Raw genomic sequence first — 20,834 nt, 5'->3', positions numbered from 1 at the left:
CGTAATGTGTAAGTAGTGTTTCCCGGGAGGTGACTATGATTGCCAGCAAATTCGGTATCGGCCAGCAGGTCCGCCACACTTTGCTAGGGTATTTGGGTGTGGTCGTGGATATCGACCCGGAGTATTCCCTTGATGAACCGTCAGCAGACGAGCTGGCGGTGAACGCAGAGCTTCGCGCTGCGCCCTGGTACCATGTGGTGATGGAAGGTGACGACGGACAACCCGTTCATACCTACCTTGCCGAAGCGCAGCTGAGTAGCGAGCTGCAGGAAGAGCATCCGGAACAACCCACGATGGATGAACTTGCTCAGACTATCCGCAAACAGTTACAGGCTCCGCGCCTGCGGAACTAAGCGTGTAAAAAAAGCCCGATGACGGGCTTTTTTTTATTATTTCGCCAGACCCAGTCTGGGAATATCGATCGCCGGACAGCGATCCATGACGACCTTCAATCCCGCATCACGCGCCAGCACGGCGGCCTGCTCGTTAATTACACCTAACTGCATCCACAGCGTTTTCGCCCCTACGGCGATAGCGTCCTGCGCCACTTCCCATGCAGCCTCGGAATTACGGAAGACATCGACCATATCGATTTTTTCCGGCACGTCAGCGAGCGTGGCGTAACCCTGCTGACCCAGCAATGTTTTCCCCGCCACTTTTGGCGACACCGGGATAACGTGATAGCCCTGATCGAGAAGGTATTTCATCACCCGATAGCTTGGACGGTCGGGTTTATCGCTCGCGCCCACCAGCGCAATGGTACGCGTGGATGTCAGAATCTCGGCAATATCGTTCTCTTTCATGGTTTTTCTCCTGGCTTTTTTAAAAGTGTACGCCAAAGCGCACATCTCAACCATCCATCCCATACAGTTGTATGAGGGCAAAACGGCGAAATATGTCTATATGTTAGTAAACGTGATTATCGAAAGATTTAGATACATTAATGCGGCGAAAGGATTTCTGACGGGAGCCTTCTATGAAAACCGGTATTGCCACTGCTCTGATTGCGTTAGTGATGCCGGTCTGCGTATTTGCCACCACGCTCCGGCTTTCTGGCGATATTGATCTCCTGGTACTGGACGGAAAAAAGGTCTCCAGCTCGTTATTGCGCGGTGCTGACAGCATTGAATTAGATAACGGGCCGCATCAGCTGGTGTTCCGGGTCGAAAAATCGATCGGCCTGAACAACCATGAGCAACGGATGTACATCTCTCCGCCGCTGATTGTCAGCTTTAACACCCGGCAAATCAGTCAGGTGAACATTACCCTGCCTCGCCTTGAAACGGAGAAGGAATCAGCGGCCTTTGACGCCTCGCCGCGCGTTGAGCTGCTGGACGGGAACGCGATGCCGATTCCGGTGAAGCTGGATATTCTGGCATTGACCCACTCCCCGAAAAGCCCGGACTACGAGGCCGCGACGCAGGTCTATAACAAAGCCGGCAAACGTGCCTCCCTTCCGCAGTTTGCCACCATGATGGCGGACGACAGTACGCTGTTATCCGGCGTCTCGGAACTGGACGTTATTCCGCCGCAGTCCCAGACGCTGACGGAACAGCGTCTTAAATTCTGGTTCCAGCAGGCCGATCCCGACACGCGGGCCCGCTTTTTACAGTGGGCAAAGCAGCAACCTTCATCATAAGCCACATTTTTTACGCCTTTCTCTTGCAGGGTCAGGCGGTTCCCGTCATCGTGTAGTCAGTTAACCTGATGGAAATGATTATGGAACTGACAACACGCACGCTGCCTGAACGTAAACACATTGCGCTGGTGGCGCACGATCACTGTAAACAAATGCTGCTTAACTGGGTTCGCCGCCATCAGCCGTTGCTGCAAAAGCACGCCCTCTCGGCGACCGGTACCACCGGTAACCTGATCCAGCGCGAAACGGGCCTGGAGGTGAATGCGATGCTGAGCGGCCCGATGGGCGGCGATCAGCAGGTCGGCGCGCAAATTTCCGAAGGGAAAATTGATGTGCTGATCTTCTTCTGGGATCCGCTGAACGCGGTTCCGCACGATCCGGACGTCAAAGCGCTGCTGCGCCTGGCGACGGTGTGGAATATTCCGGTGGCGACGAACCTGTCGACGGCGGATTTCATCATTGAATCGCCGCAGTTTAACTCGCCGGTTGAGATCCTTATTCCGGACTATCAGCGCTATCTGTCCGAAAGACTGAAGTAGCTTTTTTGCCGGGCGGCGGCTACGCCTTACCCGGCCTGGAAAATCTTGCCTGACATCGTTATGGTTTACGCGCTACCGGCACATCAATACTCTTCAGGATATCGACAAACACGGATGGCTCTTCTTTATTGAACAGCAGCCACACGCGATGACGTGCGCGGGTGATGGCCACGTACAGCAAACGCCGCTCTTCGGCGTCCGGAAAGTCTTCCGGCACCGGCAGCAGGGCCTCTTCCATGACCGACTCGCGAGCCGGGGCCGGGAAACCGTCGCTGCCCTCTTTCAGCCCCACCACAATCACATAATCGGCCTGCTGCCCTTTGCTGGCGTGAATGGTCATAAATTCAAGCTGCAGTTTCGGCCAACGGGTGGCGGCTTTTTCCAGCGCCGCGGGTTTAAGGTGATGGTAGCGCGCAAGCACAAGGATTCGCTCATTGGGCTTCGCATAGCCGCTGAGCTTGTCCAGCAGCGGCTCCAGCTGATCATCCGCCAGCAGGGTGACCGCTTTTTTATCCCCCGGGCGCAGGCTATTGAGCGGCTTTGCCAGCTGATGCGGGTTCTGCTGGATAAAGCGGTTGGCGATCTCACCAATTCGTGAATTGAAGCGGTATGTCGTGTCCAGATCGCTGCGGTCACCCTCGCCAAAATAGTGGTGGAACGCGGTCGTCAGTGAAAGCTGCGCCCCGCTGAAGCGGTAGATGGCCTGCCAGTCGTCCCCCACCGCAAACAGCGAGGTATGTTTATTTTGCGCCCGCAGCGCCGAGAGCAGTGCAGCACGCTGGGGTGAGATGTCCTGAAACTCATCCACCAGAATATGTTTCCATGGGCTGACAAAGCGCCCCTTCTCAAGAATGATGATAGCCTGATGGATCAAACCGGAGAAATCGACGGCATTTTCCTCTTTCAGCGCGGTTTTCCAGCCTTTCAGCAGCGGAGCCATCAGCTTGACCCGCTTCGAAAACAGATCGCGGATCGCCTCCGGCGCGCTTTCAATCATCTCTGCCTGTGAGCCGCCGTGCATTCGCATCAGGCTGACCCAGCGGTCAAGTCGCGAGCCGAGCCGACGCGCCAGTTTTTCATCCTGCCAGAAACTGCCCTCCGGCACCTCCCAGTTGAGTTCCTCCTCCAGCCACTGGCGCCACCCTTTCGCCTGCGCCTTTTTCTCACTGCACTGCTGACGCCACGTTTTAATAAACAACGCCTGCCGCGCCTGCGCGTCGTTTTCCAGTTTACTGATGGCAGGCACTTTTTTGCTGCCCTGCTGAATGATATGCAGCGCGAGGGCATGGAAGGTTCTGGCCGTGATATCCCGGGTGTGCAGGCGTTCCTGGATACGTTCATCCATCTCCTGTGCCGCCTTGCGGCCAAAGGCCAGAAGCAGGATCTGCTCGGCAACGGCCTCCCCGGTGGTGAGAAGCCAGCCCGCACGCGCCACCAGCACCGACGTTTTACCGCTTCCGGCCCCCGCCAGCACCAGCAGCGACTGCTCGCCGTTGACCACCGCGCGCGCCTGAGCAGGGTTGAGCGGTGAAGATTCCACCGTGCTGAAAAAGTCGGCGTATTGGGTGAGCATGGCGTCTGTCCAGGCCTGATTATGCGCCAGCCGGCTTTTATCCATATCGTTCAGCCAGGCCTGACACTGACGCCAGGCGTCGCGACAGTTGTCGAACTCATCAAGACGCGTCACGGAGAGCGGCAGCGCCGAGAGCGCCTGCCGGATCTTTTGCTGTAGCCCGGCGGTCTGCTGACGTGTCAGCCACGTTTGTTGCGCGTTGCTATGGGCAATATCGTCCAGCACCTGCTGCAGTACCTGAGCGGCAATGACGCTCATGTCGTGACTCCACTGCTGCCAGATCGCGTTCAGGTGATGATGGAAACGCTGGGTTTCCGCCCACTCGGTGCCGTGAAGACGCACGACTTTATCGTCAGGCAGAACAAACTCCAGCTCGCCCCACACCAGCCCGCGCTTGCAGTGAATAGCCAGAAGCTGATTAAACGGAATAAGGTATTCGTGGCGTTCTCCGGTGACTTTCACCCCGGCATTGAGCAGAACAACTCTGTCATAGGGGTGTTGCGCCAGGCGTTTGCCTAATGAAGTTGCTTTCAGTTCCATGTCCCGCCAAATCCACGAAGAGATAATTTACCTGACAGTTTAACTGCCAGTTTTAAGGTGCTCCAGCCTAAAAAAACGTTACAATCATTGGGCGTTAATTTTATCGAAAGGAAGTGAGGGTTTATGCGTACCGTTCTGAATGTGTTGAATTTTGTGCTGGGCGGTTTTGCCACCACCCTTTCCTGGCTTTTTGCCACGCTGGTGAGCATCGTCCTGATTTTCACGCTTCCCCTGACTCGTTCCTGCTGGGAAATCACGAAACTCTCGTTCATCCCCTACGGTAACGAAGCTATCCACGTAGACGAACTGAACCCGGAGAGCAAGAGCGCCCTGATGAATACGGGGGGAACTTTGCTGAACATTCTGTGGCTGATTTTCTTCGGCTGGTGGCTGTGCATCATGCATATTTTTGCCGGTATTGCGCAGTGCATCTCAATAATTGGTATTCCGGTCGGGCTCGCAAACTTTAAGATCGCCGCCATCGCCCTTTGGCCCGTCGGTCGCAGGGTGGTTCCGGTCGAAGTGGCCCAGGCGGCGCGTGAAGCGAACGCACGTCGTCGTTTTCAGTAAATAAGGACTGGCCGCGTTTATGCTAAGCCCACTGCTTCGCCGTTATACCTGGAACAGCGCCTGGCTCTACAACGTCAGGATTTTTATCGCGCTTTGCGGCACGGCTGCCCTGCCGTGGTGGCTGAATGATGTGAAACTCACCATCCCGCTCACGTTGGGGGTGGTGGCCGGAGCGCTGGCGGATCTGGACGATCGCCTGGCTGGCCGTTTGCGTAACCTGGTGATTACGCTCGTCTGTTTTTTTATCGCCTCCGCGTCCGTTGAGTTGCTCTTTCCCTGGCCCTGGCTGTTTGCCCTGGGCCTTACGCTTTCAACCAGCGGGTTTATTTTGCTGGGCGGTCTGGGGCAGCGCTATGCCACTATCGCCTTCGGTGCCTTGCTCATCGCCATCTATACCATGCTGGGAGTGTCACTTTACGACCAATGGTATCAGCAGCCGGTTCTGCTCTTGCTGGGGGCCATCTGGTATAACCTGCTGACGTTAACCGGGCATCTGATCTTCCCGGTTCGCCCTCTGCAGGATAATCTCGCCCGCAGCTTTGAGCAGTTAGCCCACTATCTGGAACTGAAATCCCGACTGTTCGACCCGGATATCGAGGAAGAAAGCCAGGCGCCGCTTTACGATCTGGCGCTGGCCAACGGCCAACTGGTCGCCACCCTAAACCAGACGAAAGCCTCGCTGCTTACCCGTCTGCGCGGGGATCGCGGCCAGCGCGGAACGCGAAGGACCTTACACTACTATTTTGCTGCTCAGGATATTCATGAACGCGCCAGCTCTTCGCACGTTCAGTACGCCGCTCTGCGCGAGAAGTTCCGCTACAGCGACGTGATGTTCCGCTTCCAGCGCCTGCTGTCCATGCAGTCTCAGGCATGCCAGCAGCTCGCACGATCCATTCTGCTGCGCACGCCCTATCAGCATGACTCACGCTTCGAACGGGTATTTAGCCATCTTGATGCGGCGCTCGACCGCGTGCAGGCCAGTGGAACGTCACCGGAACAGATCAAAGCGCTGGGTTTTCTGCTGAACAACCTGCGGGCGATTGATGCACAGCTGGCGACGATTGAGTCCGAGCAGGCGATGGCAATGCCGGGCAATGAGATAGACAACCAGCTCGCTGATGACAGCGTGCATGGCGTTAGCGATATGTGGCTGCGGCTGAGCCGCAATTTTACGCCGGAGTCGGCGCTGTTTCGCCACGCGGTGCGAATGTCCGTGGTCTTATGCGTGGGGTATGCTTTTATCCAGATAACCGGTTTGCACCACGGCTACTGGATCCTGCTGACCAGCCTGTTCGTCTGCCAGCCGAACTATAACGCCACCCGACACCGCCTGGCGCTGCGCATTATCGGCACGCTGGTCGGCGTCGCAATCGGCCTTCCGGTGCTCTATTTCGTGCCGTCTATTGAAGGACAGCTGATCCTGATCGTGATCACCGGCGTGTTGTTCTTCGCGTTTCGCAACGTACAGTACGCTCATGCCACCATGTTCATCACGCTGCTGGTTCTGCTCTGCTTTAACCTGCTGGGTGAAGGTTTCGAGGTCGCCCTGCCCCGTGTGATCGATACCCTTATTGGCTGCGCCATCGCCTGGGCCGCGGTCAGCTTTATCTGGCCGGACTGGCGTTTCCGTAACTTACCGCGCGTGTTAGACAGGGCCATGAACGCCAACTGTCGATATCTGGATGCCATCCTTGAGCAATACCATCAGGGTCGCGATAACCGTCTGGCTTACCGTATAGCCCGCCGCGATGCGCACAACAGCGATGCCGAGCTGGCCTCGGTCGTCTCCAACATGTCAACGGAGCCGCGCGCCACGGCGGAGATCCGTGAGACGGCTTTCCGGCTGCTCTGCCTGAACCATACCTTCACGAGCTATATTTCGACGCTGGGTGCCCACCGCGAGAAACTGACCAACCCGGGTATCCTCAGCCTGCTGGATGACGCGGTCTGTTATGTCGATGACGCTTTGCATCACCGGCCAGCCGATGAACCGCGCGTGAGACAAGCGCTGGATGAACTGACGCAACGTATAGCGCATCTGGAGCCCGGAAACGACAGCAAAGCGCCTCTGGTGTTACAGCAGATTGGCCTGCTCATCGCCTTGCTGCCTGAAATTTGCCGGCTGCAACAGCAAATCGCTACCTTGAGGAGTGATTTTCCTGTGGCGCAGGCAGCGCATTAAACCACTCCGTCAACTCCCGGCGAATGCCGGCCGGGAGTGCCGCCTCATGTAGCCCTTCAATAGCCCCTTCCAGCGCGAAAAGCACTTTGATACTAAGCGCTTTATTTTTCGCCCGCATTTTCAGCCAGCTCTCCCTGGCACCAAGCGCCCGCAGCGTTTCTTCGTTGGCAATGCCCGCTTCAAGGAGCAACACTTCCAGCTGAAAGGTCAGGTTTGGCAGATCTTTAAGTCGATTGCGCTGATGGCGCTGATAACGCTCTTTTCTCGCCGCATTGAGCGCGAACGAAGAGAGCTGAAGCAGACGCTCCCTGTCCTGCCATAACCCGTCATCCACCCGGTAATAGTTGAGAAGCACCGGGCGACCCCGCTTCATCAGGGTCAAAAAAGACGCAGCATTTTTTACACAGTATTTGGCGCTTTCTTCACAGGCTCGGAGGTAAAGCTCGCCATCTGACACCATGGCAAAAACCGCGTCATCCACCGCCAGGGTATAGCCGCCGAACAGCGCACGATGATGAATTTCACCCAGCGGTGAGAGGTATTCCTGGGATTTATAAATCCGTTCATAAGATATCTTTTTCATGATATTTCCCTTCAAAATCATAAAGTAACAACGAAGTTTCTTACTAGCGGATCCGTTAGCAGGAAAATAGGCAACTTAGCGTCGTTGAGCAAGATGATTTTTCGAAGGGCATCAATATTGAATGAATTTTGCGAGTCGCTTTCCGAAAATGAGGTTGATCTTTATGCATACAGGGGTTACTGTATATTCATACAGTAACTACAGGGCTGGAATGAAAATGTACACTTCAGGCTATGCAAATCGCTCAACTTCTCTCACCTCTACCGCGGGCAATGTCGCGCAAAACGCCGTTGGTGGTGCTTCGACGGGGCTTATTAGTGAAGTGGTTTATCGTGAAGACCAGCCCCTGTTGACCCAACTCCTGCTGCTGCCGCTATTACAGCAGCTTGGTCAGCAATCTCGCTGGCAACTCTGGCTGACGCCACAGCAGAAACTGAGCCGTGAATGGGTGCAGTCCGCAGGCCTGCCCCTGGCTAAGGTGATGCAGATCAACCAACTTTCACCGTGTGATACCGTCGAGTCGATGATTCGAGCGTTGCGCACCGGAAATTACAGCGTGGTGATCGGGTGGTTACCGGAAGAATTGACGGAAGAGGAACATTTTCGTCTGACCGAAGCGGCTGAAGAAGGGAATGCGATCGGGTTTATCATGCGCCCGGTTCGTCCAGATTCTTATCGCAGAGGACAACTTTCTGGGCTAAAAATTCACTCAAATTTGTATCATTGAGTGAAATTAAGATTTTTCCTGGAATTTTTTTTGACCGCAAGATGCGGTTTTAGTTCCCGGCCTCAAAATTCCGGCAAGGCTTGTCTGGTGCGGTTCTCCTTAATTTTATTGCACAAAATTCGTTCTAAAAATGTTAAATAATAGGTATACGGAACTTTTTTTTTCATATGCCTGACAGACTTCACACTTGTAAGTTTTCAGCTACGTTGTAGACTTTACATCGCCAGGGGTGCTCGGCCTAAGCCGAAGATATCGGTAGATTTATATTTGACCACGCCCCCCGGTGAAGGATTTAACCGTGATTCTCTCTTGAGACCTTCATGGCGAATTTTGGATGATAACGAGGCGCAAAAAATGAAAAAGACAGCTATCGCGATTGCAGTGGCACTGGCTGGCTTCGCTACCGTAGCGCAGGCCGCTCCGAAAGATAATACCTGGTATGCAGGTGGTAAACTGGGCTGGTCTCAGTTCCATGACACTGGCTGGTACAACAGCAGCCTGAACAACGATGGCCCTACTCACGAGAGCCAGCTTGGTGCAGGTGCGTTCGGTGGCTATCAGGTTAACCCGTATGTTGGCTTTGAAATGGGTTACGACTGGTTAGGTCGTATGCCATACAAAGGCGATACCATCAATGGCGCTTTCAAAGCTCAGGGCGTTCAGCTGACCGCTAAACTGGGTTACCCAGTAACTGACGATCTGGACGTGTACACCCGTCTGGGCGGCATGGTATGGCGTGCAGACTCCAGCAACAACATCGCTGGCGACGACCATGACACTGGCGTTTCCCCAGTATTCGCTGGTGGCGTTGAGTGGGCTATGACCCGTGACATCGCTACCCGTCTGGAATACCAGTGGGTTAACAACATCGGTGACGGTGCTACCGTTGGCGTTCGTCCAGACAACGGCATGCTGAGCGTAGGTGTTTCCTACCGTTTCGGCCAGCAGGAAGATGCAGCACCAGTTGTTGCTCCAGCGCCGGCTCCAGCTCCAGAAGTACAGACCAAGCACTTCACTCTGAAGTCTGACGTTCTGTTCAACTTCAACAAAGCGACCCTGAAACCAGAAGGTCAGCAGGCACTGGATCAGCTGTACACCCAGCTGAGCAACCTGGATCCTAAAGACGGTTCTGTAGTGGTTCTGGGCTTCACCGACCGCATCGGTTCTGACGCTTACAACCAGAAACTGTCTGAGAAACGTGCTCAGTCTGTTGTTGATTACCTGATCTCTAAAGGTATCCCAGCTAACAAGATCTCCCCACGTGGTATGGGCGAATCTAACCCAGTTACTGGCAACACCTGTGACAACGTTAAAGCTCGCGCTGCACTGATCGACTGCCTGGCACCAGATCGTCGCGTAGAGATCGAAGTTAAAGGCGTTAAAGACGTTGTAACTCAGCCAGCGGCATAAGTTATCGTCTTATAAAAAAAACCCCGCCATGCGGGGTTTTTTATTGTCTTAAGAAAACAAAAATCTACTTTTTGCCCAACAACGCCTGAAGGTCGTTTTTCAGCGACGACATCTGGTTAGCGTACTTCTCTTTATGTTCGGCATCCTCAATCAACTGCACGATGGTTTCCGACAGGGTCTTACCACGCCGTTGCGCCAGCCCAGCCAGACGCTGCCAGACCACGAATTCAAGATCGATGGACTTTTTCCGGGTATGCTGATGCTCAGCATTAAAATGCCGTTTACGTCGCGCGCGGATAGTTTGCTTCATCCGGTTTAGCAACGCAGGATTAATGTGCTTCTCAATCCAGCCATTAACCTGTACCGGTTCATTTTCGAGGGTCAGCAAAATATCCACGGCTTCTTGCGCAGCGCTGGCTTCGATGTAGCAGGTGATCAGCTCCCCTTCACGGTGCTTTTTGACCAGGTACTTCCATTTCCAGCCGCTTTCGAGATTTTCCAGTTGTTGATATTTCATTGCGATCTCAGTGTTACCACGTAACTCTGTTCAGAATATCAGTTTTTTAGCAATCTGCTGAAAAGAAATCATATCCTGTGAGTGAATGCGGCCAATCCGCCTGCTGAAATACCCGATCCTGCTTGGGTAGAGCCCCCCGCTTACGGTATACTCCACGCTTTTACATCTGACTAAAAAACATCAACTTTGACCATTACGAAACTAGCATGGCGTGACCTTGTTCCGGATGCCGAGAGCTATCAGGAACTGTTTGCACAGCCCGATCTCGCAAAAGAACACGAATTCATCCTTAGCGATACGCAACCACGCTTACATTATGCGCTGGAGCAGGCGTTAAGTCCGTGGGCGACATCGCCCTTCATGCTGCTGAAAGCCCCGGAAGAAGCGGAATATCTGACGCTGCTTGGGGATGCCATGCGCCAGCTGCAGCCGGACACCAACGCGGTCTTTGGCGGCCAGTATCGTATCGCGGGGAATAATATTACCTTCGAACCGGCGGGCCAGGCCGACGGTCGTTTTGCTGCTAAAGGCGAGGTGATAACCGCTAATTGGGTCGAGGCTGAACAGCTCTTTGGCTGTCTGCGCCAGTTTAACGGCGAGCTTTCCCTGCAGCCGGGGCTGGTGCATCGCGCAAACGGCGGCGTGCTCATCATCTCACTGCGCACCCTGCTCTCGCAGCCGCTGCTGTGGATGCGCCTGAAAACCATTGTGACCCAACAGCGCTTTGACTGGGTCGGTTACGATGAGTCTCGCCCTCTTCCTGTCTCCGTGCCGTCAATGCCGCTGTCGCTGACCGTCGTGCTGACGGGCGACCGCGAATCGCTGGCGGACTTCCAGGAAATGGAGCCGGAACTGGCCGAGCAGGCAGTTTACAGCGAATATGAAGACAACATCCAGATTGCCGATGCTGACGACATGGCGCAGTGGTGTCAGTGGGTGATGGCCGTGGCGGAACGTTTTGCATTGCCAACGCCTGCCGCCGACGCGTGGCCGGGTTTGATCCGTGAAGCCGTTCGCTATACCGGTGACCAGGAGACCTTGCCGCTCTGCCCGCTCTGGATCGGCAAGCAGCTGCGTGAGGTGGGTACCATCGGCGGTAACGGCGCCTTTACTGGCGAACAGCTCACCCAGATGCTGGCGCAGCGGGAGTGGCGCGAAGGCTATCTTGCTGACCGCATGCAGGATGAAATTCTGCTGGAACAAATTCTGGTCGAGACCGAAGGCGAACGCGTCGGTCAGATTAACGCCCTGTCGGTGATTGAATTTCCCGGCCATCCGCGCGCGTTCGGTGAACCGTCCCGTATCAGCTGCGTTGTGCATATTGGCGATGGCGAGTTTACCGATATTGAACGCAAAGCCGAGCTGGGCGGAAACATTCACGCCAAAGGCATGATGATCATGCAGGCGTTTTTGATGTCCGAGCTGCAGCTCGAGCAGCAAATCCCCTTCTCCGCCTCGCTGACGTTCGAACAGTCCTACAGCGAAGTGGATGGCGATAGCGCCTCTATGGCAGAGCTGTGCGTCTTAATCAGCGCCTTGGCGGACGTGCCGATCAACCAGAATATTGCCATCACCGGTTCGGTCGATCAGTTTGGTCGTGCTCAGCCCGTTGGCGGTCTGAACGAAAAAATTGAAGGCTTCTTCTCTATTTGTCAGCAGCGTGGTTTAAACGGCAAACAGGGGGTGATTATTCCCGCGCCCAACGTACGCCATCTCAGCCTGAGCCAGGATATTCTGGACGCGGTTGAACAGGAACAATTCGCCATCTGGGCAATCGAAGGGATTGAGGATGCACTACCCTTACTGACAAACCTGGTATGGGATGGCGAGGGGCAGACGACCCTGATGCAGACTATCCAGGAGCGCATTGCTCAGGCGACACAGCAGGATGCTCGTCATCGTTATCCATGGCCGTTACGCTGGCTGGGTTGGTTGAGTTCGAACTGATCGGACTTGTTCAGCGTACACGTGTTAGCTATCCTGCGTCCTTCACTAAAATAAGGCTTACTGAGAACATGGTAGATAAACGCGAATCCTATACAAAAGAAGACCTTCTTGCCTCTGGTCGCGGAGAACTGTTTGGCGCGAAAGGCCCACAGTTACCGGCCCCGAACATGCTGATGATGGACCGTGTCGTGAAAATGACCGAAACCGGCGGCAACTTCGATAAGGGTTACGTAGAAGCAGAACTCGATATCAACCCGGACCTGTGGTTCTTCGGTTGCCACTTTATTGGCGATCCGGTAATGCCTGGCTGCCTGGGCCTGGATGCCATGTGGCAGCTGGTTGGCTTCTATCTGGGCTGGCTGGGTGGTGAAGGTAAAGGCCGCGCGCTGGGCGTGGGCGAAGTGAAATTCACCGGTCAGGTTCTGCCTACGGCGAAGAAAGTGACTTATCGTATTCACTTCAAGCGCATCGTTAACCGTCGCCTGATTATGGGCCTGGCAGATGGCGAAGTGCTGGTAGACGGTCGTCTGATCTATACCGCTAACGACCTGAAAGTGGGTCTGTTCCAGGATACCTCTGCTTTCTGATAACGGCTTTTAGCCCCATCCAGAAAGGCGAAACCTCCGCAGTGCGGAGGTTTCTTTTTTTAAAGAGACGTTATCAGGCTATAAGTGCCCTGTCGCCGATGGCTTCTCGCCAGCCTCCCAGCCATTGTGACCTTTGGTTTATCGTCTGATAAGGACACATTTCTTTCGAACGTCCAGCGATGCCGGCCTGATAACCACGTTGATGAGCCCGTTCCAGGCGATCTCGTTTCTGTCTCTTCATGCCTCGTTTCCCTCATTCTTTTGTCTGGTGGAAAGAAAACAGTGTCTGCGCCAGATGCGCAGGCACAGATAACGAATACCCCGAATTAGTCCCAGCGTCAATGTTCAAAATTCATACGGGTGTCATATTTGTGAGCTAGCCAGAAGATCATTTGTACAAAAATTGTGACGCGGCACAAGTAACAACCTGACGCCAAAACGAAAAAAAAACCGCAATCAGCACCAGGCCGATTGCGGTTTTTGACGATGAATTTTACTTATGGCAGCCGGGAAATTTCCCTGGCGATATTGGCTGATTCCTGCGCCCAGCCCTGGGCCAGCACTTTCACCATTTCATCATAGCCATCCTTCTGCTGCTTCAGCTCCAGATGGAAAGGACGCTTAATCAGCTGTCCCTGATGATTCAACAGCCACTCGCCGCTGATGACAACGGCACCGTCATAACGACCATGGAAGCCCGTTACCGTGACGTTCAGCGTGTCCTGATCGCTTCCCAGAGGCTGGGAGGCAACAACCCAGCCCGGAAGCTGACTGCCAAGATTCGCCACCAGCGTATTGCGTAGCTGCTGATCCAGCGGACTGGCCCACAGGTTGTTGTTGGCGATAACGTACTGCACATCGCTGGTCTGATAGACCACTCCGTTGCCGGCCAGGTAATCTGGCACGGCGACCTGCTCAACCCACAGCAGACGGTTGCCCTGCGAGGCGCTACTTTGCGTAACCGCCTGCGTCCCCATCGGTAGCTGGTAGTAGCTTTTCGTTTCGCTCCCGGAGCTACAGGCCGTGAGTACCATCGCTCCTGCAATCGCTAGCCATTTTTTCATTGTTTCGCCCTCTTCGGCTCAGGATCCTTTTTATCTTTCGCTTCGAACACCAGCGCATTGCTCTTCTCGTTGAGCGTTTTCAGAACCGGCTGCAGTTCACGCAAGACCTGATCGAGACGCTGCATATCTGCGACCATCTTGTTGTATGCCGCCGAGCCGGGCTGGAAGCCCTGCATACTGCGGTTCAACTCACGCAGCGTTTTCTGCATATCCTGCGGCAGCTGCTGCATGCTCTGGCTGGCGGTGATCTTATTGATGTTATCCAGCGTGGCCTGCAGGCGTTGCATTGTCGCCTGGCTTTGATGCAATGAACCTGTCGCTGCTTCAATCATTGGGTTCAATGGCAAATTGTTGATCTTATCCAGCGTCTCCATCAGACGCTGCTGGATCTGCGCCAGACCGCTGCTCACCGTTGGGATGATCTTATAGCCACCGAATTCACGAATACCGGTAATCGGCGGTGCTTTCGGGTAGAAGTCCATATCCACATACAGCGCACCGGTCACCAGGTTACCCGTCTTCAACGATCCACGCAGACCGCGTTCCATCAGCTGGCTTATGTGGGTGGCAATATCCTGATTCTCGCCAATCTGATTGATCAGGCGTTCGGGTTCAATACGAATCAGCACCGGTATGCGGTAGTCATCATCCAGTACCTGCTGCAGGCCAGGCACAAAGAACGGAACTTGTCCAACCGTACCAAGGCGAATACCGCGGAACTCAACAGGCGCTCCCGGCTGCAGACCGCGGACGGAATCTTTGAAGAACATCAGGAAGTCAACGTGATCGGTGTAGAGCGCATCCTGAATGCTTTTTTGATCGTCGAACAGGCGGAAAGCGGTGTTCTCCGCAACCGGCTGCCCCAGGTCGAGCCCTTCCGGTACGTCAAAGCTCACGCCGCCGCCAAACAGCGTTGTCAGCGATCCCATTTCAACGCGCATGCCCGCCGAGGTCAGATCCACCGCGATGCCGCTGTCTTTCCAGAAACGGACGTTGCTGGTGACCAGACGATCGTTAGGCGCATTGATGAACAGCTGATAGCTGATAGCTCTTTTCTGAGGATCAAACGTGCTTTTCTCCACCGACCCCACGCGATAGCCGCGGAACAGCACCGGATCGCCCGCCGTGAGCTGGCCCGCTTTTTTACTGTCGAGGATCACGCGGATACCTTTTGCATCAGGCGGTGCCAGCGGCGGTGAATCCAGAAGCTGGTACTGCGCCGGCTGGTTGCCTTTTGCACCTGGCTGCAGCTCGATGTAGGCACCCGAAAGCAGCGTCCCTAAGCCGCTGATCCCTTCACGCCCCACCTGCGGTTTAACTACCCAGAAAACAGAGTCGCCGTGCAGCAGTTTTTCCATGCCGGCATTAAGGCGCGCCTTAATCTCCACATGGGTTAAATCGTCGGTCAGGGTTGCGCTTTCCACCACGCCCACATCCACGCTACGGCTTTTGATGGTCGTTTTACCGCCCTCAATCCCCTCGGCATTGGTGGTAATCAGCGTCACTTCCGGCCCCTGATGGCTGTAATGATAAAACAGGATCCAGGCACCGATCAGCGCAGTCACAATGGGAAAAATCCACACCGGCGACCAGTTTTTGACCTTCTGCACTTTCGCCTCTCCACTCTTATTTTCCATGCTCTTACTCTTCCTCATGGCTTGATTCAGGCTCACGATCCCACGATAAACGAGGGTCGAAGGTCATGGCCGCAAACATGGTCATAATCACGACCAGTGCAAACATTAAAGCCCCCATCGCGGGATAAATACTCATCAAACCGCCCATCCGCACCAGCGCAGAGAGAACGGCAATTACAAACACGTCGATCATTGACCAACGACCGACAAATTCGACCACTTCGTAAATCAGGTGCATGCGTTCGCTGTCGCGCTTTCCGTGGCCTTTTGCATCCCAGCAGAGCCAGGCAATCGCGATCATTTTCAAGGTGGGCACCATGATACTGGCGATGAAAATCACGCCGGCGACAGGATAGGATCCTTCGCCCCACAGCAGTATGACCCCGGCGAGGATCGTCGAGGGCATTTTGTCGCCGAGCAAATCGGTGATCATAATCGGCAGAATATTGGCGGGCAGATACAGCATGACGGAGGTCACCAGCAGCGCCATCGTCCACTGCAGGCTGTTTTTACGGCGAACATGGCCCTTCGTTTCGCAGCGCGGACAAACCTCGAGATCGGCAGGCAGCACGGCGGTACAGCACGGACAAGAACGGAGCCCCTGACGAATACCCGGCACGCCCACCTTCACCGTCTGCGCGAGCGTCGGTGCCGGGGCGATATCATCCCAGGCCCAGCGCCTGTCCACGCACTGGAAAGCGCGCAGCTGCAGAACGCAATACAGACACCAGGGAATAAAGCTGCTGCCAATCCCCACGTCGCCGTACGCCATTAGCTTCACGAAACTGACCAGTATCCCCGCCAGAAAAATCTCGGCCATCCCCCAGCTTTTGAGCTGAAAAAGGATACGCGCGAGCCGGATTTTCAGTGATGCCGGCATTCTGACACGGTTGACCAGCAACAGGATGACGACCAGGCAAAACGCCGGGACTATCTGGACAAACAGCAGAAAAAAGGTGCCGAGGCTGGCGTAATCTTCCGAGAACATCACGCCCGGGATTTCAAGCAGATTCACCTGGCTTGTCATCCCACCGACCTTCATATAGATGAAGGGGAAGAGATTGGAGAGCAGCAGCATGAACAGTGCTACCAGCGCGTAGGCAGTGGGACGCTGCCGCGGCGCGTCCCACTCGGTTGTCAACGTCGCGCCACAGCGTGGACACAGGGCTTTATGTCCGTGACCAAGCTCTGGCAACGCCACGAGCATATCGCATTGCGAGCATAATATATGCCTGTCGGCATGGTGCTGGTCACACATATTTAATCCCTGTTTATGCGCCGTTTTTCAGAGACTCAAGGTACTCCCAGCGCTCAAATGCTTCTTCCAGGGCTTTTTCAGCCGCGGACATTTCAGCCAGTACTTTCTGAGTATAGTCATGCGATTGGGTGAAGAATGACGCATCAGCCACCTGCGCTTGCAGCTCCTCAAGCGCGGCCTCCAGCTCTTCGAGACGCTGAGGTAGCCCCTCCAGTTCGCGCTGCAGGTTATAGCTTAGTTTAGCCGAGGTTTTCTTGACAGTTTCTGCTTTTGTTACAGCAGGTTCAGAACTTGTTCTGGACTTCGACTGTTTCTGCGCCAGAGACTGCGACTGCTGGCCTTTTGCATCGTGATAACCGCCGACATATTGGCCAATTCGCCCTTCACCTTCGAAGATCCAGCACTCGGTCACGGTGTTATCCACGAACTGACGATCGTGGCTAACCAGCATCACGGTTCCCTGATAACCGTCGATCAGCTCTTCCAGTAATTCCAGCGTTTCGACATCCAGATCGTTCGTCGGTTCATCGAGGATCAGCAGGTTGCTTGGCTTCAGGAACAGACGAGCCAGCAGAAGACGGTTACGCTCCCCGCCGGAGAGCGCGCGCACCGGCGTCATCGCACGTTTCGGGTGGAACAGGAAGTCCTGCAGGTAGCCCAGCACGTGGCGCGGCTTACCGTTTACCATCACTTCCTGCTTACCTTCAGCGAGGTTATCCATTACCGTGCGATCCGGATCCAGCTCCGCGCGGTGTTGGTCGAAGTAGGCCACTTCCAGCTTCGTGCCACAGTGAATGCGGCCGCTGTCAGCCTGCAGCTGGCCCAGCATTAGCTTAAGCAGCGTGGTTTTACCGCAGCCGTTCGGACCAATCAGCGCAATTTTATCGCCGCGCTGAACCTGCGCGGAAAAATCTTTCACCAGCACCTTGCCGTCAACCTGGTAGTTGACGTTTTCCATTTCGAAGACGATCTTGCCAGAGCGGGACGCCTCTTCCACCTGCATTTTGGCGCTGCCCATCACTTCACGGCGTTCGCTGCGCTCACGGCGCATGGCCTTCAGCGCGCGCACGCGGCCCTCGTTACGGGTGCGACGGGCCTTGATACCCTGGCGGATCCACACCTCTTCCTGCGCCAGCTTGCGGTCGAACTCGGCGTTCTGCAATTCTTCCACGCGCAGGTTTTCTTCTTTCTCCAGCAGATAGGTGTCGTAATCGCCGGGATAGGTGACCAGCTTGCCGCGGTCGAGGTCGACAATGCGCGTCGCCATATTGCGAATAAACGAACGGTCGTGCGAGATGAAGATGATGGTGCCACTGAAGGTTTTCAGGAACCCTTCCAGCCAGTCAATCGCTTCGATATCCAGGTGGTTGGTCGGTTCGTCCAGCAGCAGCACCTTCGGCCCGCTGACCAGCGCGCGGCCCAGAGCCGCTTTACGCAGCCAGCCGCCGGAGAGCGCCGAGAGCTCCATATCCGGTTCCAGACCGAGCTGGGCCAGCACTTCATTAATGCGGTTTTCCAGCTGCCACAGGCCGTGGTGATCGAGCATCTCCTGCACTTTCGCCAGTTCGTTGAGGTTCTTGTCGCTCGGGTCGGTCATCACCAGATGCGAAATCTCGTGATAGCGCTTCAGGTATTCGGCCTGCTCAGAGATGCCTTCCGCCACGAAATCGTACACGCTGCCGGTCACATGGCGCGGCGGGTCCTGCTGGAGGCGGGAGACAATCAGATCCTGCTCGTACACGATGCGGCCATCATCCAGCCCCTGCTCGCGGTTGAGAATTTTCATCAGCGTGGATTTACCCGCGCCGTTACGGCCCACCAGACAGACGCGCTCGTTATCTTCGATATGCAGCTCTGCATTATCGAGAAGCGGCGAGTCGCTGAAAGAGAGCCACGCGCCGTGCATACTAATTAATGACATTTATTTTTCCTTTCAGACCGCGGTAATCAACCAGCAGTTATGAATTTGACGGTTGCGGGCGAAGTCCTGAGACAGCGTTTTTTGGCTGATTTCTTGTGCTTTCAGGCCCAGGGCTGCTAAGCCGTCATGATCCATACGGAAGCCGCGTTTGTTGTTCGAGAACATAATGGTGCCGCCTTTGCGCAGCAGGCGCTTCAGGTCGGTCATCAGGCGCAGGTGATCGCGTTGAACGTCAAAGCTATCCTCCATGCGCTTGGAGTTGGAGAAGGTCGGCGGATCGATAAAGATCAGGTCGAACTGCTCGTCGGTATCGCGCAGCCAGCCCAGCACGTCGGCCTGCATCAGGCGATGCTGGCGTCCGGTCAGGCCATTGAGACGCAGGTTGCGCTCCGCCCACTCCAGATAGGTACGGGACATATCCACCGTAGTGGTGCTGCGCGCGCCGCCGAGACCGGCGTGCACGCTCGCGCTCCCGGTATAGGAGAACAGGTTGAGGAAATCTTTCCCTTTGCTCATCTGGCCGAGCATGCGGCGGGCGATACGGTGGTCGAGGAACAGGCCAGTATCAAGATAGTCGGTCAGGTTCACCCACAGGCGGGCGTTGTATTCGCCCACTTCGATAAAGTCACCCTTTTCGCCCATTTTCTGGTACTGGTTTTTACCCTTCTGACGCTCGCGGGTTTTCAGCACCAGCTTGTTCGGTGCAATGCCCAGCACGGCGATAGTTGCCGCAATAACGTCCAGCATACGCTGACGCGCTTTTTGCGCATCAATGGTTTTCGGCGGCGCATATTCCTGAATCACCACCCAGTCCGCGTAGCGGTCAACCGCCACGTTGTACTCCGGCAGGTCGGCATCGTACAGGCGGTAACACTCGATCCCTTCCTGTTTAGCCCACTTCTCAAACTTCTTCAGATTCTTGCGCAGACGGTTGGCGTAATCTTCCGCCACGCCGGTAGGCTTGCTGTCCGCCGCTTTCTCCGCCAGATGGTAGTTTTTCTGCACGCAGTCCAGCGGGCCGTTTTTCGCTTTAAACTGGCGATCGGCACGCAGCTGCAGGCAGCTCAGCAGCTCCGGCGAGGCGCTGAACAGAGACAGGTTCCAGCCGCCGAAGTAGTCCTTCATGTTGCGTCCCAGCAGGCTGTGCAGGGCAATCAACGCCGGCTCGCTGTCCAGACGCTCGCCGTATGGCGGGTTGCTGATCACGGTACCGTACGGGCCTTTCGGCAGCGGGTTGGTCAGGTTCGCCACGTCTTTCACCTCGAAGGTCACCAGCTCGCCGATACCGGCGCGACGGGCGTTGCTGCGGGCACGTTCAATCACGCGCGGATCGCTGTCCGAACCGTAGAAATGCGAGGTGTACTCCGCCAGGCCTTTACGCGCGCGAGTCTGCGCGTCGTCTTTAACCTCTTTCCAGAGCGCTTCGTCGTGCTGTGCCCAGCCTTTGAAGCCCCAGTGGCCGCGGTGCAGCCCCGGCGCACGGTCGGTGGCCAGCATGGCCGCTTCAATCAGCAGCGTACCGGAACCGCACATCGGATCGAGCAGCGGCGTGCCCGACTGCCAGCCGGAGCGCATTACGATGGCGGCGGCCAGGGTTTCTTTGATCGGCGCCATACCGGTGCGATCGCGGTAGCCGCGCAGGTGCAGGCCTGCGCCGCTTAGATCGAGAGAAATACTCGCCGTGTCGCCGTTCAGCCAGACGTTGATGCGCAGGTCCGGGTTTTCGCGATCGACGTTCGGACGTTCCTTATTTTTACGCGTGAAGCAGTCCACAATGGCGTCTTTGACGCGCAGGGCGCCGTACTGGCTGTTGCGGATCTCGTCGTTCACGCCATTGAAATGCACCGCGAAGGTGGCGTTCGGCGTGAAAATCTCTGTCCAGTCGATCATCTGTACGCCGGTGTAGAGATCCAGGTCGCTATAGACCTTGCACTCCTTCATCGGCAGCATGATGCGCGACGCCAGACGGCTCCACATCAGGCTCTGGTAAATAAGCCGCGTGTCGCCCTCAAAATGGACACCACCCTGAACCACCTGGCACTCTTGCGCGCCCAGGGCTTCCAGTTCAGTTTTTAACAGCTCTTCCAGCCCACGGGCCGTACTGGCAAACAGAGAATTCATATCGTCACTTTTACTCTTA

Annotated in this window: 19 protein-coding genes; 9 read left to right on the top strand and 10 right to left on the bottom strand. The window is 55.5% G+C overall.

Going from position 1 to position 20,834, the window contains the following annotated elements; all coding sequences use genetic code 11:
- Positions 1-35 precede the first annotated feature (35 nt).
- Positions 36-353 (top strand): heat shock protein HspQ, encoded by a 318-nt coding sequence (hspQ, locus tag AC4ICF_RS08315; protein WP_008499919.1) that lies wholly within the window; start codon positions 36-38, stop codon positions 351-353.
- A 36-nt stretch (positions 354-389) separates the two neighbouring features.
- Here the strand turns inward: hspQ and AC4ICF_RS08310 are convergent, their stop codons facing one another.
- Positions 390-803 (bottom strand): CoA-binding protein, encoded by a 414-nt coding sequence (locus AC4ICF_RS08310; protein WP_028012609.1) that lies wholly within the window; start codon positions 801-803, stop codon positions 390-392.
- Positions 804-976: 173 nt separating this feature from the next.
- On the opposite strand from AC4ICF_RS08310, the gene csgI reads away from it, so the two are divergent.
- Together csgI and mgsA are read left to right on the top strand one after the other, a co-directional pair.
- A complete protein-coding gene (gene csgI / locus AC4ICF_RS08305; protein WP_116340894.1) occupies positions 977-1,639 on the top strand; it encodes a curli synthesis inhibitor in 663 nt (220 codons plus the stop codon).
- Positions 1,640-1,719: 80 nt separating this feature from the next.
- Entirely contained in the window at positions 1,720-2,178 is a 459-nt protein-coding gene (gene mgsA / locus AC4ICF_RS08300; protein ID WP_116340896.1) for a methylglyoxal synthase, read from the top strand.
- A 58-nt stretch (positions 2,179-2,236) separates the two neighbouring features.
- Here the strand turns inward: mgsA and helD are convergent, their stop codons facing one another.
- Positions 2,237-4,291 carry a DNA helicase IV gene (gene helD, locus AC4ICF_RS08295; RefSeq protein WP_316380062.1) on the bottom strand — a complete coding sequence of 685 codons (2,055 nt, stop codon included), beginning with the start codon at positions 4,289-4,291 and terminating at the stop codon, positions 2,237-2,239.
- Positions 4,292-4,414: 123 nt separating this feature from the next.
- On the opposite strand from helD, the gene AC4ICF_RS08290 reads away from it, so the two are divergent.
- Together AC4ICF_RS08290 and yccS are read left to right on the top strand one after the other, a co-directional pair.
- Entirely contained in the window at positions 4,415-4,861 is a 447-nt protein-coding gene (locus AC4ICF_RS08290) for a YccF domain-containing protein (RefSeq protein ID WP_302220859.1), read from the top strand.
- A 19-nt stretch (positions 4,862-4,880) separates the two neighbouring features.
- Complete coding sequence (yccS, locus tag AC4ICF_RS08285; protein ID WP_233002307.1) at positions 4,881-7,043, top strand: YccS family putative transporter; 2,163 nt, start codon at positions 4,881-4,883, stop codon at positions 7,041-7,043.
- On the opposite strand, the gene AC4ICF_RS08280 is transcribed toward yccS, so the two are convergent.
- On the bottom strand, positions 7,000-7,626 hold the full coding sequence (locus tag AC4ICF_RS08280) for a TfoX/Sxy family DNA transformation protein (RefSeq protein WP_316380061.1): 627 nt from the start codon (positions 7,624-7,626) through the stop codon (positions 7,000-7,002). The genes yccS and AC4ICF_RS08280 overlap by 44 nt on opposite strands.
- Positions 7,627-7,843: 217 nt before the next feature.
- Here AC4ICF_RS08280 and sulA point away from each other — a divergent pair, with 217 nt between their 5' ends.
- Together sulA and ompA are read left to right on the top strand one after the other, a co-directional pair.
- On the top strand, positions 7,844-8,353 hold the full coding sequence (gene sulA, locus AC4ICF_RS08275) for an SOS-induced cell division inhibitor SulA (RefSeq protein ID WP_116340904.1): 510 nt from the start codon (positions 7,844-7,846) through the stop codon (positions 8,351-8,353).
- A 354-nt stretch (positions 8,354-8,707) separates the two neighbouring features.
- Positions 8,708-9,763, top strand: coding sequence for a porin OmpA (gene ompA / locus AC4ICF_RS08270; RefSeq protein WP_108780329.1), 1,056 nt, complete (start codon positions 8,708-8,710; stop codon positions 9,761-9,763).
- A 64-nt stretch (positions 9,764-9,827) separates the two neighbouring features.
- Here the strand turns inward: ompA and matP are convergent, their stop codons facing one another.
- The gene (gene matP, locus AC4ICF_RS08265; RefSeq protein ID WP_023332611.1) at positions 9,828-10,280 is read right to left on the bottom strand and encodes a macrodomain Ter protein MatP; all 453 of its coding nucleotides are present in this window, start codon (positions 10,278-10,280) and stop codon (positions 9,828-9,830) included.
- Positions 10,281-10,466: 186 nt separating this feature from the next.
- On the opposite strand from matP, the gene AC4ICF_RS08260 reads away from it, so the two are divergent.
- Together AC4ICF_RS08260 and fabA are read left to right on the top strand one after the other, a co-directional pair.
- Positions 10,467-12,227: a Lon protease family protein gene (locus AC4ICF_RS08260; protein ID WP_316380060.1), complete on the top strand. Its 1,761-nt coding sequence runs from the start codon at positions 10,467-10,469 to the stop codon at positions 12,225-12,227.
- Positions 12,228-12,295: 68 nt separating this feature from the next.
- A complete protein-coding gene (fabA, locus tag AC4ICF_RS08255) occupies positions 12,296-12,814 on the top strand; it encodes a bifunctional 3-hydroxydecanoyl-ACP dehydratase/trans-2-decenoyl-ACP isomerase (RefSeq protein ID WP_000227926.1) in 519 nt (172 codons plus the stop codon).
- 73 nt (positions 12,815-12,887) lie between these two features.
- Here fabA and rmf read toward each other — a convergent pair whose 3' ends face one another.
- The 6 genes from rmf to rlmKL all read right to left on the bottom strand — a co-directional run bounded on the left by rmf (position 12,888) and on the right by rlmKL (position 20,815).
- Positions 12,888-13,055, bottom strand: a complete 168-nt coding sequence (rmf, locus tag AC4ICF_RS08250) for a ribosome modulation factor (RefSeq protein ID WP_013097261.1) — start codon at positions 13,053-13,055, stop codon at positions 12,888-12,890.
- 256 nt (positions 13,056-13,311) lie between these two features.
- Positions 13,312-13,878 (bottom strand): membrane integrity-associated transporter subunit PqiC, encoded by a 567-nt coding sequence (gene pqiC / locus AC4ICF_RS08245; protein ID WP_316380059.1) that lies wholly within the window; start codon positions 13,876-13,878, stop codon positions 13,312-13,314.
- The gene (gene pqiB, locus AC4ICF_RS08240) at positions 13,875-15,515 is read right to left on the bottom strand and encodes an intermembrane transport protein PqiB (protein ID WP_116340907.1); all 1,641 of its coding nucleotides are present in this window, start codon (positions 15,513-15,515) and stop codon (positions 13,875-13,877) included. The genes pqiC and pqiB overlap by 4 nt, the downstream gene beginning before the upstream one ends.
- 4 nt (positions 15,516-15,519) lie before the next feature.
- Positions 15,520-16,773: a membrane integrity-associated transporter subunit PqiA gene (gene pqiA, locus AC4ICF_RS08235; RefSeq protein WP_316380058.1), complete on the bottom strand. Its 1,254-nt coding sequence runs from the start codon at positions 16,771-16,773 to the stop codon at positions 15,520-15,522.
- Between the two features lie 13 nt (positions 16,774-16,786).
- Positions 16,787-18,694, bottom strand: coding sequence for an ABC transporter ATP-binding protein (locus AC4ICF_RS08230; RefSeq protein ID WP_028012596.1), 1,908 nt, complete (start codon positions 18,692-18,694; stop codon positions 16,787-16,789).
- A gap of 12 nt (positions 18,695-18,706) precedes the next feature.
- Positions 18,707-20,815, bottom strand: coding sequence for a bifunctional 23S rRNA (guanine(2069)-N(7))-methyltransferase RlmK/23S rRNA (guanine(2445)-N(2))-methyltransferase RlmL (gene rlmKL, locus AC4ICF_RS08225; RefSeq protein ID WP_316380057.1), 2,109 nt, complete (start codon positions 20,813-20,815; stop codon positions 18,707-18,709).
- Positions 20,816-20,834: the final 19 nt, after the last annotated feature.

It is taken from the genome of Enterobacter sp. ECC_219_Taxon_10, from assembly GCF_058354905.1.
The sequence above is the reverse complement of the archived record's forward strand: the minus strand, read 5'-3'. Positions and strand labels throughout refer to the sequence as shown.

Coding starts and splice junctions, on each gene's coding strand:
- mgsA (WP_116340896.1), top strand. CDS start 1,720: ATGGAACTGACAACACGCACGCTGCCTGAACGTAAACACATTGCGCTG.
- AC4ICF_RS08310 (WP_028012609.1), bottom strand. CDS start 803: ATGAAAGAGAACGATATTGCCGAGATTCTGACATCCACGCGTACCATT.
- csgI (WP_116340894.1), top strand. CDS start 977: ATGAAAACCGGTATTGCCACTGCTCTGATTGCGTTAGTGATGCCGGTC.
- AC4ICF_RS08290 (WP_302220859.1), top strand. CDS start 4,415: ATGCGTACCGTTCTGAATGTGTTGAATTTTGTGCTGGGCGGTTTTGCC.
- pqiB (WP_116340907.1), bottom strand. CDS start 15,515: ATGGAAAATAAGAGTGGAGAGGCGAAAGTGCAGAAGGTCAAAAACTGG.
- rmf (WP_013097261.1), bottom strand. CDS start 13,055: ATGAAGAGACAGAAACGAGATCGCCTGGAACGGGCTCATCAACGTGGT.
- ompA (WP_108780329.1), top strand. CDS start 8,708: ATGAAAAAGACAGCTATCGCGATTGCAGTGGCACTGGCTGGCTTCGCT.
- AC4ICF_RS08230 (WP_028012596.1), bottom strand. CDS start 18,694: ATGTCATTAATTAGTATGCACGGCGCGTGGCTCTCTTTCAGCGACTCG.
- rlmKL (WP_316380057.1), bottom strand. CDS start 20,815: ATGAATTCTCTGTTTGCCAGTACGGCCCGTGGGCTGGAAGAGCTGTTA.
- pqiC (WP_316380059.1), bottom strand. CDS start 13,878: ATGAAAAAATGGCTAGCGATTGCAGGAGCGATGGTACTCACGGCCTGT.
- fabA (WP_000227926.1), top strand. CDS start 12,296: ATGGTAGATAAACGCGAATCCTATACAAAAGAAGACCTTCTTGCCTCT.
- helD (WP_316380062.1), bottom strand. CDS start 4,291: ATGGAACTGAAAGCAACTTCATTAGGCAAACGCCTGGCGCAACACCCC.
- hspQ (WP_008499919.1), top strand. CDS start 36: ATGATTGCCAGCAAATTCGGTATCGGCCAGCAGGTCCGCCACACTTTG.
- AC4ICF_RS08280 (WP_316380061.1), bottom strand. CDS start 7,626: ATGAAAAAGATATCTTATGAACGGATTTATAAATCCCAGGAATACCTC.
- matP (WP_023332611.1), bottom strand. CDS start 10,280: ATGAAATATCAACAACTGGAAAATCTCGAAAGCGGCTGGAAATGGAAG.
- sulA (WP_116340904.1), top strand. CDS start 7,844: ATGTACACTTCAGGCTATGCAAATCGCTCAACTTCTCTCACCTCTACC.
- pqiA (WP_316380058.1), bottom strand. CDS start 16,773: ATGTGTGACCAGCACCATGCCGACAGGCATATATTATGCTCGCAATGC.
- yccS (WP_233002307.1), top strand. CDS start 4,881: ATGCTAAGCCCACTGCTTCGCCGTTATACCTGGAACAGCGCCTGGCTC.